A 15,490-nucleotide genomic window follows, 5' to 3' on the forward strand; every position below is an offset into this window, starting at 1 on the left:
GCCTTCTGCAACAAACAAGAAAGGGCTGCATCTCGCGATGCAGCCCTTTTAGCTTTCGACGTCACCGCCGCCGTGCAGAGGCAGAGGACACCTCAGCCCTTTTGCAGCAGTGCCTTCAGGCTGGCAAGCCGGTCCTTAGGCGACATCGGCGCTTCTTCGGCGGTGGGTGGCGGCGCGTCATCGAGCGCCATCTCCGGGATGAACCGCGACGCCTCGCACACCACCGTTTCTCTCGCCCGCTTGCGCTTCTTGCACCAGTTCAGATGCAGGCTACGCTGCGCGCGCGTGATCGCGACGTACATCAGCCGACGCTCTTCCTCGATCCGCGCGTCGTCGATCGGTTCGTCGTCGGCGCCGCCGCGGTGGGGCATGATCCCCTCCTCCACGCCCACCAGAAACACGTGCGGATACTCCAGCCCCTTCGATGCGTGCACCGTCGATAGCCGCACGGCGTCCGGGTCGTCTTCCTTGCCTTCGAGCATCGACATCAGCGCCACGGTCTGGATCAGGCCGAGCAGGTTCTTGCCGGTATCCGCGAGGCCGTCGGCGTTGTCGTAGCCGGTTGCCTCCGCGTCTTCGCCGATTTCCTGCTCCGGCTTCGTGCCCTTGCGCTTGAGCCATTCGAGGAATTCGAGCACGTTCTGCCATTTCGACTGCGCCTGGCGCTCGTCGAAGGCGTCGTAGAGATACGCCTCGTAGTGGATCGCGTCCATGAGGTCGTCGAGCACGGTCGTCGCCGCGTCCTTCTCCGCGCGCTCGGCGAGGCGTTGCATGAAGTCGCAGAACACGCGCATCGGCTCGACCTGGCGCGCCGAGAGCCGCGCCTCGATGCCGCCCATGTACACCGCCTCGAACAGCGACACCTTCGCCTGGCCCGCGAACGCGCCGAGCGCTTCGAGCGTCGTGTTGCCGACGCCGCGTCGCGGCGTGGTAATCGCGCGGATGAACGCGGGATCGTCGTCGTGGTTCGCGATCAGGCGCAGGTAAGCGCAGATGTCCTTGATCTCAGCTTTGTCGAAGAACGACTGCCCGCCCGAGAGCACATACGGAATGCGCTCGCGCCTCAGAACCTGCTCGAAGATGCGCGCCTGGAAGTTGCCGCGATACAGGATCGCGTAATCGCGAAACTGCGCACGCCGCTCGAACTTGTGCGCGGAGAGCCGGAACACGACCGACTCGGCCTCGTGTTCTTCGTCGTTGCAGGGCGTGACGGTGATCGTGTCGCCCATGCCGTGTTCGGACCACAGCTTCTTTTCGAAGAGCTTCGGATTGTTCGCGATGACGTTGTTCGCCGCCGTGAGGATGCGCACCGTCGATCGGTAGTTCTGTTCCAGCTTGATGACGTGCAGCTTCGGGAAATCCTTGCCGAGTTGCGCGAGATTTTCGAGCGTTGCGCCGCGCCAGCCGTAGATGGCCTGGTCGTCGTCGCCCACGGCCGTGAATGCTGCGCGCGGGCCCGCCAGCAGCTTGACCAGTTCGTACTGGCAGGTGTTGGTGTCCTGGTACTCGTCGATCAGCAGATACCGCAGCTTGTTCTGCCAGCGATCGCGCACCTGTTCATTCTTCGCGAAGAGTTCGGTGGGCAGACGGATCAGGTCGTCGAAATCGACAGCCTGGTACGCATGCAGCGTTGCGACGTAGTTGCGATAGACGATCGCCGCCTGGTGCTCGTCTTCGTTCGACGCCGTGGCGAGCGCCTCTTCCGGCATCACGAGACCGTTCTTCCAGAGCGAGATGATCGACTGGATCTTGCGGATGAAGCCCTTGTCGGTCGAACCCACCTGCTCCTGGATCAGGGAGAAGCAGTCGTCGGAGTCCATGATCGAGAACTGGGGCTTGAGACCCAGATGCTCGGCTTCCTGGCGCAGGATCTGCACGCCGAGCGAGTGGAACGTACAAACGGTGAGCTGGTTTACCGGCACCTTGCGGCCTTCCTTGCCAGGCGTGGTGAGCGTCTTGCCTTCGAGCAGCTTGCTCACGCGCTCGCGCATTTCGGCGGCGGCCTTGTTGGTGAAGGTGACGGCTGCGATATGGCGTGGCTCGAAGCCTTTTGCTTCGATGAGGTGCGCGATCTTCTGCGTGATCACGCGCGTCTTGCCGCTGCCCGCGCCGGCGAGCACGAGACAGGGACCGTCGAGATAGCGCACCGCTTCGCTTTGGGCGGGATTCAGGCCTGCGGACATCGTTGCTGGATTGGAAAAACGGTTGGAACTGCTGGAACGCGTGCGGCACGGTCTACCGTGCGCGCGGCTGGCGCGCTTTGAACACCGGCGGACACCGGCACGCGCACTGTCACGGTGCGAGGCGCGCGGTGTGCCCGGATGGCTTCCGCACAACTTCACGTGGGGCGAGTCCGGCACGCGGGACGTGGGATGTTAACACGACAACTGCACGACAACCGGATCACCCAGACGCACGCTTGCGGTCAGAGCGAACAGTGCGAACGCCTCACCTCGAGCGTGGCCCCAGGCAACCGATACGACCCCGCGAGCGGTGCTTGCTTGCGCCCCACTCTCCGGGCTCTGCGTGCCACAATAACGCGCTCCTGCCCACCGCCGATGTGGCTCGCACCGCGCCGCCCCTGGAGGAATTACCCCATGACTTCACCGCTGAAAATCGGCCTGATGGGCTACGGCTTTGCCGGCCAGACCTTCCATGCACCCGTGATCGCGCATTGTCCTGGCGCCACGCTTGCCGCCATCGCCACGGGACAGCCCGAACGCGCGCGCGCCGACTTCCCTGATGCCGCAATCGTCCCCGATCTCGACGCACTGCTCGCCCTCGACGACATCGAATGCGTCGTCATCGCGACGCCGAACGACACGCACTTCGACCTCGCGCGCCGCGTCCTTGCGCGCGGCAAGCACGTTCTCGTCGACAAGCCCGTCACCTTGAGCGCCGCGCAAGCGCGCGAGTTGGCCGCGCTCGCCGCCGACCGGGGGCTCGTGTTCGCGCCGTTCCACAACCGCCGCTGGGACGGCGATTTCCTCACCGTGCGAGCGTTGCTCGCCAGCGGCGAACTGGGCCGCGTAACGCACTTCGAATCGCATTTCGACCGCTTCCGCCCGCTGGTGCGCCAGCGCTGGCGCGAGGACGCCGCGCGCGGCGGCGGTCTGCTCTATGACCTCGGGCCGCATCTGATCGACCAGACGCTCGCGCTTTTCGGCGCGCCGGAGACCGTCACCGCGTTCGTGCGCACAAGCCGCGACAATGCGACGGCACCCGACTACGTGCATCTGGTGCTCGGCTACGCGAACCACGACGCCGTGCTGCACGCTAGCGCGCTCGCCGCATTCTCTCCGCGGTTCGTGATCAACGGCACGCGCGGGAGCTATCTGAAGAACGGTCTCGACACGCAGGAAGACCAGCTGAGGGCGGGGTTGCGCCCTGGCCAGCCGGGGTTCGGCGCGGGCAACGAGGCCGGCCGGCTGCATGCACTGAACGACGCCTCCTCGGGGAGCGACGGCGGCGAAACGGAACGCACGCTGCCAACTGCCGCTGGCGATTACGCGGACCTCTATCGTGCGCTGGCCGCATCGATCCGCGAAGGCACGCCATTCCCGGTGAGCCCGCAGGATGCCATCGACGTGATGACGGTCATCGAGCTAGCCATGCAAAGCGCCGACGAAGGCCGCACGCTCCCGTTCGTGCGCACCGCTTGAATCAGGCCGATGCGTACCGTCTGAATGGTCACGGCGCGTGGCAAGCTCCGCGCCGATGACGTTGACGCCACACGCCGGATTTCCGGCCGCCTGGCGGCGCACCAGGACCAACCAGGGGCACATACAAACGGTTGCAGGCGCGTTTGCAGGGTTGGTTATCGCGCGGCGAGCGCGACACGTTGTGCGTCCAGACAACGCCGCAAAGAGCGACCATGAGCAAAAAGGAGTCTCACATGTCCCGCATCCTGCGCACGCTGGCCGCCAGCGCGCTCATCTCGACGCTCGCCGCGTGCGTCGTCACGCGGCCACCACACACGCAGCACCCTGCCGGCCCGAATCCGCACGACGCCGCTGTCGAGCGCCTGCGTCAGGTGGATGGCCGCATCGACAACCTCGGCCACCGACTCGACACGCGCGTGAATCAGGGATACTACCCGCTGCCGCAGGGTAACGCGCTGCATCACCGCCTCGACGAAATCCGCAACGAAGCGCACGACATGGCTGGCCAGCACGGCGGCGGTATCTCGCCCGACGAGCAGCGCGTGCTGAACGAGGAACTCGACACCGCCGCGCGCGCGATCGGCGAGTAATGCCCGTGACCCACAACCTGCGCGTCGCAAATTGGCGAGCGATCGCTGAAGGCCCGCCTCCCACGGCAAACTCCTTCCGGCGCAAGCGCGCCACCCGCCCGCCGACGCTCGCCGTCGCAACAGGCGAGCGCCATCTGCTCCCGCCCCGAAAATATTCCGCATTGACACGTCCCGTGTGCGTCAACGACAATCGCTGCGCGCGCCGGGAGAGCGCGCCGATTGCGCCGTGAGTCGATATACGACGACACACGACACAACCGGCGCCGCCGAAGGGGCAACCCACAAACTCTCAGGCAAAAGGACCGTGCGCGCCGGACCGCCTGTCTGCAAGCCTGTGCGCGAAGCGCGCGGCAAACGGACAAGCACCAGGGTCCGCACTCTGGAGAGCGGCAGCAGAACGGCGGCAAGACAGGCCGCGTTCAGACTGCCCACCGAAGGGGCGCGCGCCGCCAGCACTGCACTCCGCAGCGCGGCGCAATCTCTCAGGTACCGAGGACAGAGGGGCCATGCACGAAACGTCCACAGGCACAGCGCCTGCGGCGGCTCATGCATGGCCCTTTTCGTTTCCGAACGTGCCGAGACCGCCCATGACCGAACTGAAACACACCCCGCTCCACGCCACGCACCGCGCGCTCAATGCACGCATGGTCGATTTCGGCGGCTGGGACATGCCCGTCAACTACGGCTCGCAGATCGACGAGCACCACGCCGTGCGCACCGATGCCGGCATGTTCGACGTCTCGCACATGTGCGTCGTCGATTTCGCGGGCCCGAAGGCGCGTGAATTCTTCTCGCGCGCGCTCGCCAACAACGTCGCGAAACTCGCCACGCCGGGCCGCGCGCTCTACTCGTGCATGCTGAACCCGCAGGGCGGCGTGATCGACGACCTCATCGTCTACTTCTTCGCCGACGATCAGTTCCGCACCGTCGTCAACGCCGGCACCGCCGAAAAAGACATCGCCTGGTTCGAGAAGCTCAACGCCGAAGGTGGCTTTGGCCTCACCATCACGCCGCGCCGCGATCTGGCGATCGTCGCCGTGCAGGGCCCGAATGCGCGCGACAAAGTCTGGCAAGTTGCGCCTTCGACGCGCACCGCCACCGAGCCCCTCAAGCCCTTCAACGCCGCGAAGATCGAAGCGACGCCGTTCGGCGAATTGATGGTCGCGCGCACCGGCTACACCGGCGAGGATGGCTTCGAAGTCGTGCTGCCGGCTACCACCGTCTGCGAGTTCTGGGACGCACTGCAACGCCAGGGCGTGAAGCCCGCCGGCCTCGGCGCACGCGACACGCTGCGCCTCGAAGCGGGCATGAACCTCTACGGCCAGGACATGGACGACAACGTCTCGCCGCTCGACGCGGGCCTCGCGTGGACCGTCGACATGAAGGAGCCGCGCGACTTCATCGGCCGCGCCGTGCTCGAAGCGAACGGCGCACGCATGGCGTTCGTCGGCCTCATCCTGCAGAAGGAAAACGGCAAGGCCGGCGGCGTGCTGCGCGCGCACCAGAAGGTCGTCACGCCGCAGGGCGAAGGCGAGATCACGAGCGGCACCTTCTCGCCGACGATGCAGGAATCCATCGCCTTCGCGCGCGTGCCCCAGGGCGTGCAGCCGGGCGACGTCGTGCAGGTGCTGATCCGCGACAAGGCGCTTCCCGCAAGCGTGGTAAAACTGCCGTTCGTGCGCAACGGCAAGGTGCTCGTCGCCTGATCCGTGCGCTTCGCGTTCCGCGCACGTCCCCTCTTCTCAAGCCTTAACTAAGTTAGCAAACACTGCGAACCACGCACTGGAGCATCCAATGAGCATCCCGGCCGATCTGAAATACACCGAATCGCACGAATGGGTCCGCACCGAAGCCGACGGCACGCTGACCGTCGGTATCACCGACCACGCGCAGGAAGCACTCGGCGACATCGTGTTCCTCGAACTGCCCGCAGCAGGCCGCACCGTCGCCGCGGGCGATGCAGTCGCGGTGATCGAGTCGGTGAAGGCCGCCTCGGACATCTACGCGCCGGTCGCGGGCGAGATCATCGAATCGAACAGCGCACTCGCCGACACGCCCGATCAGGTGAACGGCGCGCCCTACGAGTCGTGGCTCTTCAAGATCAAGCCCGCCGCGGGCGCTTCGCTCGACAAGCTGATCGACGCCGCCGGCTACGAAAAAGCCATCGGCGCATAACCCTCACCGCTCAAGGCGCGGCGGCCCGAGCCCGGCTGCCGCGTCTGGCGGTGCATGGGACCAGAGTCCGGGCTAAGCCCTGACTCTGGTCGACACAGGACACACCCCATGAAGCTCGAACACCCGGATCGTCTGATGAACACCCCTCTCTCGCTAGCTGCGCTTGAAGCGCACGACGCCTTCGCAGGCCGCCACATCGGCCCCGACTCGGCCGACCAGCAAGCGATGCTCGACACGCTCGGCTTCGCCTCGCGGGCAGCGCTTATCGATGCGGTGATTCCGGAGAAGATCCGCCGCAAGGAAACGCTGCCGCTCGGCCCCTTTGCGCTGCCGCGCACGGAAGCCGAAGCGCTCGCGGGCCTGCGCGCGATCGCGGACAAGAACGCGGTGTTCCGCTCATACATCGGCCAGGGCTACTACGACACGCACACGCCGGCGGTCATCCTGCGCAACGTGCTGGAGAACCCGGCGTGGTACACCGCGTACACGCCATACCAGCCGGAAATCTCGCAGGGTCGCCTTGAAGCCCTGCTGAACTTCCAGCAGATGATCACCGACCTCACGGGCCTCGCGATCTCGAACGCTTCGCTGCTCGACGAAGCCACCGCCGCCGCCGAAGCGATGACGCTCGTGCAGCGCACCGGCAAGTCGAAGTCGAATGTGTTCTTCGTCGCCGATGACGTGCTGCCGCAAACGCTCGAAGTCGTGAAGACGCGTGCGAAGCCGATCGGCATCGAGGTGAAGGTCGGTCCGGCTCATGAAGCCGCACAAGCAGGCGCCTTTGGCGTGCTGCTGCAATATCCGGGCACCAACGGCGATGTGCGCGACTACCGCGAACTCGCTGCTGCCGTTCACGCGACGGGTGGCGCGGTCATCGCCGCTGCCGACCTGCTCGCGCTCACGATGCTCACGCCGCCCGGCGAATGGGGCGCGGACGTGGCCCTCGGCAACTCGCAGCGCTTCGGCGTGCCGATGGGCTTCGGCGGCCCGCACGCCGCCTACCTCGCCGTGCGCGACGAATTCAAGCGGCAGATGCCGGGCCGTCTTGTCGGCGTGACCGTCGATGCGCAAGGCAACCCCGCGCTGCGTCTCGCGCTGCAGACGCGCGAACAGCACATCCGCCGCGAGAAGGCGACGTCGAACGTCTGCACGGCGCAGGCGCTGCTCGCGATCATGGCGAGCATGTACGCCGTCTATCATGGCCCGCACGGACTCAAGACGATCGCGCAACGCGTGAACCGCATTGCGGCGATCCTCGCGGCAGGCGCCCAGCAACTTGGCTACACGCGCATCAACGGCACCTTCTTCGACACGCTCACGTTCGAAACCGGCCCGCGCACGCAGGCGCTCGTCGACGCGGCGCTCGCACGCGGCATGAACCTGCGCCACGTGAGCGAAACGCGCGTGGGTGTGTCTGTCGATGAAACGACCACGCGCGCCGATCTCGCCGATCTGCTCTCCGTATTCGCGCAAGCCGCGTTCGCGGGCGAAACGCCGTCGGTCGATGCACTCGACGCCACGCTCGCCAAGTCCAGCGCGGCCACGTTCCCGGCGACGCTCGTGCGCGAAAGCGCGTACCTCACGCATCCGGTGTTCAACCGCCACCATTCGGAAACGGAAATGCTGCGTTATCTGCGCAGCCTCTCCGACAAGGACCTCGCGCTCGACCGTTCGATGATCCCGCTCGGCTCGTGCACGATGAAGCTCAACGCGACGTCCGAAATGCTGCCGGTGACGTGGCCCGAGTTCGGCCGCATTCACCCGTTCGCGCCCTCCGAACAGACCGTCGGCTATCGCGAGATGGTCGATCAGCTCGAACAGATGCTCGTGGCTGCAACCGGTTACGCCGCCGTCTCGCTGCAGCCGAACGCGGGCTCGCAGGGCGAGTACGCCGGTCTGCTCATCATTCACGCGTACCATGCCTCGCGCGGTGAAGGGCATCGCAATGTCTGCCTGATTCCGGCATCGGCGCACGGCACGAACCCGGCGTCGGCGCAGATGGCGGGCATGCAGGTCGTCGTCGTCGCTTGCGACTCGCAAGGCAACATCGATATCACCGACCTCAAGGCCAAGGCCGAACAGCACTCGGCCAATCTTGCCGCGATCATGATCACGTATCCGTCGACGCACGGCGTGTTCGAAGAAAACGTGCGCGAAGTCTGCGAGATCGTGCATGCGCACGGCGGCCAGGTCTACGTGGACGGCGCGAACATGAACGCGATGGTCGGCCTCGCGGCCCCGGGCCAGTTCGGCGGCGACGTCTCGCACCTGAACCTGCACAAGACCTTCTGCATTCCGCACGGCGGCGGCGGACCGGGCGTCGGTCCGGTCGCGGTCGGCGCGCATCTCGCGCAGTTCCTGCCGAACCAGTTGTCGAGCGGCTACAAGCGCGACGACAACGGCATCGGCGCTGTGAGCGCAGCGGCTTATGGCTCGGCATCGATCCTGCCGATCTCGTGGATGTACATCGCCATGATGGGCGCGGCCAACCTCACCGCCGCCACCGAAGCCGCGATCCTGAACGCGAACTACGTCGCGAAGAAACTCGCGCCGCACTTCCCGGTGCTCTACAGCGGCCCCGGCGGGCTCGTCGCGCACGAGTGCATTCTCGACCTGCGCCCCATCAAGGATGCAAGCGGCATCTCCGTGGATGACGTCGCCAAGCGCCTGATGGACTACGGCTTCCACGCGCCGACGATGAGCTTCCCGGTACCGGGCACGCTGATGGTCGAGCCGACCGAATCGGAATCGAAGGACGAACTCGACCGCTTCATCGACGCGATGATTGCGATCCGCGAGGAAATCCGCGCCGTGGAAGAAGGCCGCGCCGACAAGGAAGACAACCCGCTGAAGCACGCACCGCACACGGCGGCCGTGGTCGTCGCGGACGGCTGGAAGCACGCGTACTCGCGCGAACAGGCCGCGTACCCGGTGCGCTCGCTCGTGGCGCAGAAGTACTGGCCGCCGGTTGGCCGTGCCGATAACGCGTATGGCGACCGCAACCTGTTCTGCTCGTGCGTGCCGATCGCAGAATACGACGAAGCACACGCAGCAGAGGCGCAGCAGGGCTGACGCGGCGCCCTGCCCGCCGCCGCGCGCCGACTGGAGTTGGCACGCGGCGTCAAGCATCACCCTCACATTTGCCGCCGCAAACCGCTAACATCACACACCTGTCAGCCTTGAATCAGGGAGCCTGCATGGCGCGGAAGGTGCGAACGGTTTCAACCCGGGCGTCGACCCGGCAGGCGCGCGGTGGCGCGCGCTCGTCAGATGCGGTCAATCGGGCCCGCGCGTCCGGTGCCGGCCGGCCGGAAAAGCGCGTCGCGACGCATCCTCACGCGAAACCCATCGCCGGATTCACCCGCGCACTCGCCACGGCCTGCGCCGCGCTCGCGTTGTCGAGCGCAGCCCACGCGGCGATGAACTTCTGCGCGGCGCCTGGCTTGCAGACGAGCGAGCGCACCAACGCGGACCCGGGCGTGAAGGCGCTCGTCGCGCAAGTCGAGGCGCACATCAACGACACGCCGCGCCCGCTTGCCACGCTTCACACCGAAGGGACGCTGCCGCACGAGGGCATCTACGACCAGAGCGTCGAGGCCGCGAAGGAACTCGACCTCATGCGCGACGCCGCACTCGCGTGGCGGGCAACGAGCGACGAACGGTTTCTGAAGCTCGTCGACCGCTTTCTCGCGGCGTGGGTCGGCACTTATCAGCCGAGCTTCAATCCCATCGACGAAACGCGCTTCGAAGGACTGATCCTCGCCTACGACATGACCGCGAGCGCACTGCCCGTGAAGACGCGCAACGCGACCATGGCGTTCCTGAACCGCTTCGCGAGCGGCTACATCGCCCAGGTGGAGGCGCAGCCGCGGCCGCTCAAGGGTACGTTCGCCAACAACTGGCAGAGCCACCGCGTCAAGCTGATCGCAATGATCGCGTTCACGCTCGACAACCGGAAGATGATCGCGACGGCACAGAGCCTCTTCGTCGAGCATCTCGGCGATAACGTCGCGCCCGACGGCTCGACGCTCGATTTCACCGAACGCGATGCGCTGCACTACGTGGCATTCGATTTGCAGCCGCTGGTGACAGCGGCACTCGCCGCGCGCCGCCACAACCGCAACTGGCTGACCGAGCGCGCGACGAACGGCGCGACGCTCGCGAAGGCGCTCGACTGGCTCACGCCTTATGCAACGGGTGAAAAGACCCATGAAGAGTTCGTGCGCTCGACGGTGCCGTTCGACGCACGGCGCCGCGAAGCGGGCTTGCCCGGTTTCACCGGCGCATGGGACCCGAAAAACGCCGCCGAGCTTTTCCACCTGGCCGCCCGCCTCGACGGCCGCTTTTCACCGGTCGCGCTCAGGCTTGCGCCGACCCCGCCCGCGTGGCTCGCCGTGTGCCTGCCGCTGCCCGCGCGCTAGCAGCGCGGTACGGCCCAGGCAGGCACGGCGAATAAGCGCGATCATTGAACCAGACGTCAGTTTTTCGTAGCAGGAGCAGTACCCATGGCAGTCAGCGTTTTCGATCTCTTCAAAATCGGCATTGGACCCTCCAGTTCGCACACGGTCGGGCCGATGCGCGCCGCGCTGATGTTCGCCGAGGGACTTGAGCGCGACGGCCTGCTCAGCGCCACCGCGACGGTCAAAGTCGAGCTGTATGGCTCGCTCGGCGCGACCGGCAAAGGGCACGGCACAGACCGCGGCGTGATGCTCGGCCTGATGGGCGACGCGCCCGACACCGTGAATCCCGACACCATCGCGGAGCGCCTCGAAGCCGTGCGCGCATCGCGCGTCCTCGCGCTGCTCGGCCGTCACGCGATTCCGTTCGTGCTGAAGGAGCACATCGCGTTCTATCGCCAGGCGCTGCCCGAGCACCCGAACGGCATGAAGCTGTACGCGTTCGACGCCAACGGCACCACGCTGCGCGAGAGCACGTATCTCTCCGTGGGCGGCGGCTTCGTCGTGACGGCCGGTGCGCCGAACACGAAGGTGCTGGCCGCCGCCGCTCAAATGCCGCATCCGTTTCGCACCGGTAACGAAATGCTCGCGCTGTGCGACTCGACGGGCAAGAGCATCGCTCAGCTGATGCTCGAGAACGAACGCGTCTGGCACAGCGATGACGCCATCCGCAGCGGCCTTTTGCGCATCTGGGACGTGATGCAGTCGTGTGTCGCGCGCGGTTGCGGGATCGGCAATCCGGACGCCGATGGCACGCTACCCGGGCCCTTGAAGGTCAAGCGTCGCGCCCCGGAGTTGTATCGCGCGCTCACCGGCAACCCCGAGCGCTCGCTGCAGGACCCGCTCTCGATGATCGACTGGATCAACCTCTACGCGATCGCCGTCAACGAGGAAAACGCCGCGGGCAGCCGCGTCGTCACCGCACCGACCAACGGCGCCGCCGGCATCATCCCCGCCGTGCTCCACTACTACGTGCGCTTCACGCCCGGCGCGAGCGATGACGGCGTGATCGACTTCCTGCTCACCGCCGCCGCGATCGGCATCCTCTACAAGCTCAACGCGTCGATCTCCGGCGCCGAAGTGGGCTGCCAGGGCGAAGTCGGCGTCGCGTGCTCGATGGCCGCGGGCGCGCTTGCCGCCGTGCTCGGCGGCAGCCCCCGGCAAGTCGAGAACGCCGCCGAGATCGGCATGGAGCACAACCTCGGGCTCACCTGCGACCCCGTCGGCGGCATGGTTCAGATTCCCTGCATCGAGCGCAATGCGATGGCATCCGTGAAGGCCGTGAACGCCGCACGCATGGCGCTGCGCGGCAACGGCGCGCATTACGTCTCACTCGACTCGGTCATCAAGACCATGCGCGAGACCGGCGCCGACATGAAGACGAAGTACAAGGAAACGTCGCGCGGCGGCCTCGCGGTGAATATCGTCGAGTGCTGACGCGAGGCGTGCGTCGTCCTGTTCTTTCGAATGAGCTACTGGAGGAGACATAAAGACATGACCGCGATGACACCGCCGACCAATTCCCCATCCCCCGCCAAAACACCGACAACCACAGGCGCACGCCTGCTCGTCGAAGCGCTGAACGCGAACGGCGTGACGCGCGTGTTCTGCGTGCCGGGCGAGAGCTACCTCGCGGTGCTCGACGCGCTCCACGATGTCACGGACCGCATCGAAACGATCGTTTGCCGCCACGAAGCGGCAGCGGCGAACATGGCCGAAGCGGTCGGCAAACTCACCAGCAAGCCCGGCATCGCGTTCGTCACGCGCGGGCCGGGCGCGACGCATGCGTCGATCGGCGTGCATACGGCGTTCCAGGACTCTTCGCCGATGATCCTGCTGATCGGTCAGGTCGCGCGCGAACAGATGGACCGTGAGGCTTTCCAGGAGATCGATTACCGCCGCATGTTCGGGCAGATGGCGAAGTGGGTCGCGCAGATCGACGACGCCCGTCGCGTGCCCGAGTACCTGAGCCACGCGTTCCACATCGCGACGTCGGGGCGTCCTGGACCCGTCGTGCTCGCGCTGCCCGAGGACATGCTCAGCGATCCGTTTCCGGCCGCCGAGGCGCAGGCCGTCACCCCCGCCGCGCAGCGCGTGCAGGCCTCGCCGTCCGCCGCGCAGATCGAGCAGTTGCGCACGCTGCTCGCGAACGCGAAAAAGCCGTTCGTGATCGCGGGCGGCCACGGCTGGACGAGCGCCGCCTGCGCGGACCTGCAGCGCTTCGTCGAGCTCTGGCGTCTGCCCATCGGGCTCGCGTTCCGCTTTCAGGACACACTGAACAACGATCACCCGAACTACGCGGGCGATGTCGGCCTCGGCGTGAATCCGGCGCTTGGAGCAAGCATCCGCGACGCCGATGTGCTGCTCGCGCTCGGACCGCGCCTCGGCGAGGCGACGACAGGCGGCTACGCACTCCTCGACATCCCGAAGACGAAGCAGACGCTGATCCACGTCCATCAGGGCACGGAAGAACTCGGACGCGTCTATGCCGCCGATCTGCCGATCGTCTCAGGTCTGCCCGAAATCGCGTCGATGCTTGCGGCGCTCGACGCGCCCGCCACGTGCGCGTGGGACGGCTCGGCCGAGGAAGCGCATCGCGCGTATCTCGCATGGCGCGAGCCGCGCCCCATGCCCGGCGATGTTCAGTTGGGCGAAGTAATTCAGCAATTGCGCGCGCGCCTGCCCGACGACGCCATCGTCACGAACGGCGCGGGCAACTACGCGACATGGCTTCATCGGCATTTTGCGTATCGCCATTTCCGCTCGCAGCTAGCGCCCACCAGCGGCGCGATGGGCTACGGCGTGCCAGCCGCGATTGCCGCGAAGTCGCTCTATCCGGCGCGCACCGTGGTCGCGCTCGCGGGCGACGGGTGTTTCATGATGTCGGCGCCGGAGATCGCCACGGCGATGCAGTACGGGCTCGCCGTTGTGTTCATCGTCGTGAATAACGGACACTACGGCACGATCCGCATGCATCAGGAACGTCACTACCCGGGGCGCGTCCATGGCACGCGACTGACGAACCCGGATTTCGCGGCGTTCGCGCACGCGTTCGGCGCGTACGGCGAAGTCGTCGAATCCACCACGGCGTTCCTGCCTGCACTCGAGCGCGCGCTCGAAGCAGGACGGCCCGCCGTGATTGAAATCCGCATTCCGCAGGACGCGAGCACGCCCGCCGCAACGCTCACGCAGATTCGCGACGCGGCGCTCAAGTCGCGCGCGTAAGCGCGGGGACGAAGCAGCGACGAAGCACGCGCCTCTGCATTCGCATCCGCTTCCGCGAAAAGAAAAAGCCCTGCAGGAAAGTCTTCCTGCAGGGCTTTACTCAACTGACTCAGCTGCGCGCGCCAGCGGACAACACAACACGTCCGCCGCTCACGCCGCAAGGCGCATTACTTGCCGCCCACGCTTTGCAGCGTCGTCCACTTGCCGTCGACAACCTTGTACAGCGTGATGCCGCCGTTCTTCAGGTCGCCGCGCTCGTCATACGCGAGGTTCTTCGACGTCACGGCCACCATGCTGGTCTTTGCCAGGTACGGCAGGTACTTCGCCGGATCGGTCGAGTTCGCCGCCTTCATGGCCGCGAACATTGCCATCGCGCCGTCGTACGCATACGGCGAGTACGTCTGGACGTCTTCACCGAAGCGCTGCTTGTACTTCGCCACATAGTCCTTGCCGCCAGGCATTTCTTCGAGCGGCAGGCCCGCCAGCGATGCCACCGTGCCGTTCGCCGCGTCGCCCGCGATCTGCAGGAACGTCGGCGTGTGGACCATTTCGCCGCCCATCAGCGGAGCCTTCATGCCGAGCGACTTCATCTGCTTGACCATCGGGCCAGCTTGCGAATCCGCGCCGCCGTAGTAAATCAGGTCCGGATTCTGCGCCTTCAGCTTGGTCAGGATCGACTTGAAGTCCACGGCCTTGTCGTTCGTGTACTCGCGATCGATGATCGTGCCGCCCGCCGACTTCGCTGCCTTCGCGAACTGGTCGGCCAGGCCCTGGCCGTAGGCCGTACGATCGTCAACCACGGCGATCTTCTTCATGCCGAGCGTCTTCACCGCGAACGTGCCCGCCACCGAACCTTGCTGCGTGTCCGAGGTCATCATGCGGAACGTCGTCTTGAAGCCTTGCTGCGTGTACTCCGGCGCCGTCGCCATGGCGATCTGCGGGATGCCAGCGTTCGAGTAGATGCGCGATGCCGGGATGGTCGTACCCGAATTGAAGTGGCCGAGCATACCCTTGATGCCGTCGTCCACCAGCTTCTGCGCGACGGTCGTGCCCGTGCGCGGGTCGGCCTGGTCGTCCTGCGCGTCGAGCACGAAGCGAACCTGCTTGCCGCCGATCATCGGCTTGGTTGCGTTCTCCTGCTCGACGGCAAGCGTGATGCCGTTCTGGAAGTCCTTGCCGTAGTGCGCCTGTGCGCCCGTCATCGGACCGGCAAAACCGATCTTCACTTCCTCGACTTGCTGCGCGTGTGCGGTCCCCGCCAGCGACATGGCGGCAACGATCGTTGCGCCTGCCAGCTGCTTCATCGTGTGTTGCATGGCTTCTCCTAGTTACCAGGTGATTGGAGCGGCTTCGGCGCGTAGCTTTGCCGCTTCGTTGTCAA

General features: G+C 66.1%; 10 protein-coding genes and 2 riboswitches. Of the genes, 8 read left to right on the forward strand and 2 right to left on the reverse strand.

Going from position 1 to position 15,490, the window contains the following annotated elements; translation table 11 throughout:
• Positions 1 to 92: 92 nt before the first annotated feature.
• Complete coding sequence (locus D1Y85_RS12925) at positions 93 to 2,183, reverse strand: UvrD-helicase domain-containing protein (protein ID WP_124151455.1); 2,091 nt, start codon at positions 2,181 to 2,183, stop codon at positions 93 to 95.
• A 414-nt stretch (positions 2,184 to 2,597) separates the two neighbouring features.
• On the opposite strand from D1Y85_RS12925, the gene D1Y85_RS12930 reads away from it, so the two are divergent.
• The 8 genes from D1Y85_RS12930 to D1Y85_RS12965 all read left to right on the forward strand — a co-directional run bounded on the left by D1Y85_RS12930 (position 2,598) and on the right by D1Y85_RS12965 (position 14,109).
• Positions 2,598 to 3,662: an oxidoreductase gene (locus tag D1Y85_RS12930; protein WP_124151456.1), complete on the forward strand. Its 1,065-nt coding sequence runs from the start codon at positions 2,598 to 2,600 to the stop codon at positions 3,660 to 3,662.
• 233 nt (positions 3,663 to 3,895) lie between these two features.
• Positions 3,896 to 4,252 (forward strand): hypothetical protein, encoded by a 357-nt coding sequence (locus tag D1Y85_RS12935; protein ID WP_124151457.1) that lies wholly within the window; start codon positions 3,896 to 3,898, stop codon positions 4,250 to 4,252.
• Between the two features lie 193 nt (positions 4,253 to 4,445).
• Positions 4,446 to 4,566, forward strand: a riboswitch (glycine riboswitch).
• A gap of 55 nt (positions 4,567 to 4,621) precedes the next feature.
• A riboswitch (glycine riboswitch) is annotated at positions 4,622 to 4,761 on the forward strand.
• 78 nt (positions 4,762 to 4,839) lie between these two features.
• Entirely contained in the window at positions 4,840 to 5,958 is a 1,119-nt protein-coding gene (gcvT, locus tag D1Y85_RS12940) for a glycine cleavage system aminomethyltransferase GcvT (RefSeq protein ID WP_124151458.1), read from the forward strand.
• Between the two features lie 88 nt (positions 5,959 to 6,046).
• Positions 6,047 to 6,427 carry a glycine cleavage system protein GcvH gene (gene gcvH / locus D1Y85_RS12945; RefSeq protein ID WP_124151459.1) on the forward strand — a complete coding sequence of 127 codons (381 nt, stop codon included), beginning with the start codon at positions 6,047 to 6,049 and terminating at the stop codon, positions 6,425 to 6,427.
• Positions 6,428 to 6,535: 108 nt separating this feature from the next.
• Positions 6,536 to 9,499 carry an aminomethyl-transferring glycine dehydrogenase gene (gene gcvP, locus D1Y85_RS12950; protein WP_124151460.1) on the forward strand — a complete coding sequence of 988 codons (2,964 nt, stop codon included), beginning with the start codon at positions 6,536 to 6,538 and terminating at the stop codon, positions 9,497 to 9,499.
• A gap of 347 nt (positions 9,500 to 9,846) precedes the next feature.
• Positions 9,847 to 10,848 carry an alginate lyase family protein gene (locus D1Y85_RS12955; RefSeq protein ID WP_124151558.1) on the forward strand — a complete coding sequence of 334 codons (1,002 nt, stop codon included), beginning with the start codon at positions 9,847 to 9,849 and terminating at the stop codon, positions 10,846 to 10,848.
• 84 nt (positions 10,849 to 10,932) lie between these two features.
• Positions 10,933 to 12,321, forward strand: coding sequence for an L-serine ammonia-lyase (locus tag D1Y85_RS12960; RefSeq protein WP_124151461.1), 1,389 nt, complete (start codon positions 10,933 to 10,935; stop codon positions 12,319 to 12,321).
• A 66-nt stretch (positions 12,322 to 12,387) separates the two neighbouring features.
• Positions 12,388 to 14,109, forward strand: coding sequence for a thiamine pyrophosphate-binding protein (locus tag D1Y85_RS12965; protein ID WP_124151559.1), 1,722 nt, complete (start codon positions 12,388 to 12,390; stop codon positions 14,107 to 14,109).
• Between the two features lie 167 nt (positions 14,110 to 14,276).
• Here the strand turns inward: D1Y85_RS12965 and D1Y85_RS12970 are convergent, their stop codons facing one another.
• The gene (locus D1Y85_RS12970; protein ID WP_124151462.1) at positions 14,277 to 15,425 is read right to left on the reverse strand and encodes a branched-chain amino acid ABC transporter substrate-binding protein; all 1,149 of its coding nucleotides are present in this window, start codon (positions 15,423 to 15,425) and stop codon (positions 14,277 to 14,279) included.
• Positions 15,426 to 15,490: the final 65 nt, after the last annotated feature.

Source organism: Paraburkholderia dinghuensis, assembly GCF_003837865.1.
In the GTDB taxonomy this organism is placed as follows: Bacteria; Pseudomonadota; Gammaproteobacteria; order Burkholderiales; family Burkholderiaceae; genus Paraburkholderia; species Paraburkholderia dinghuensis.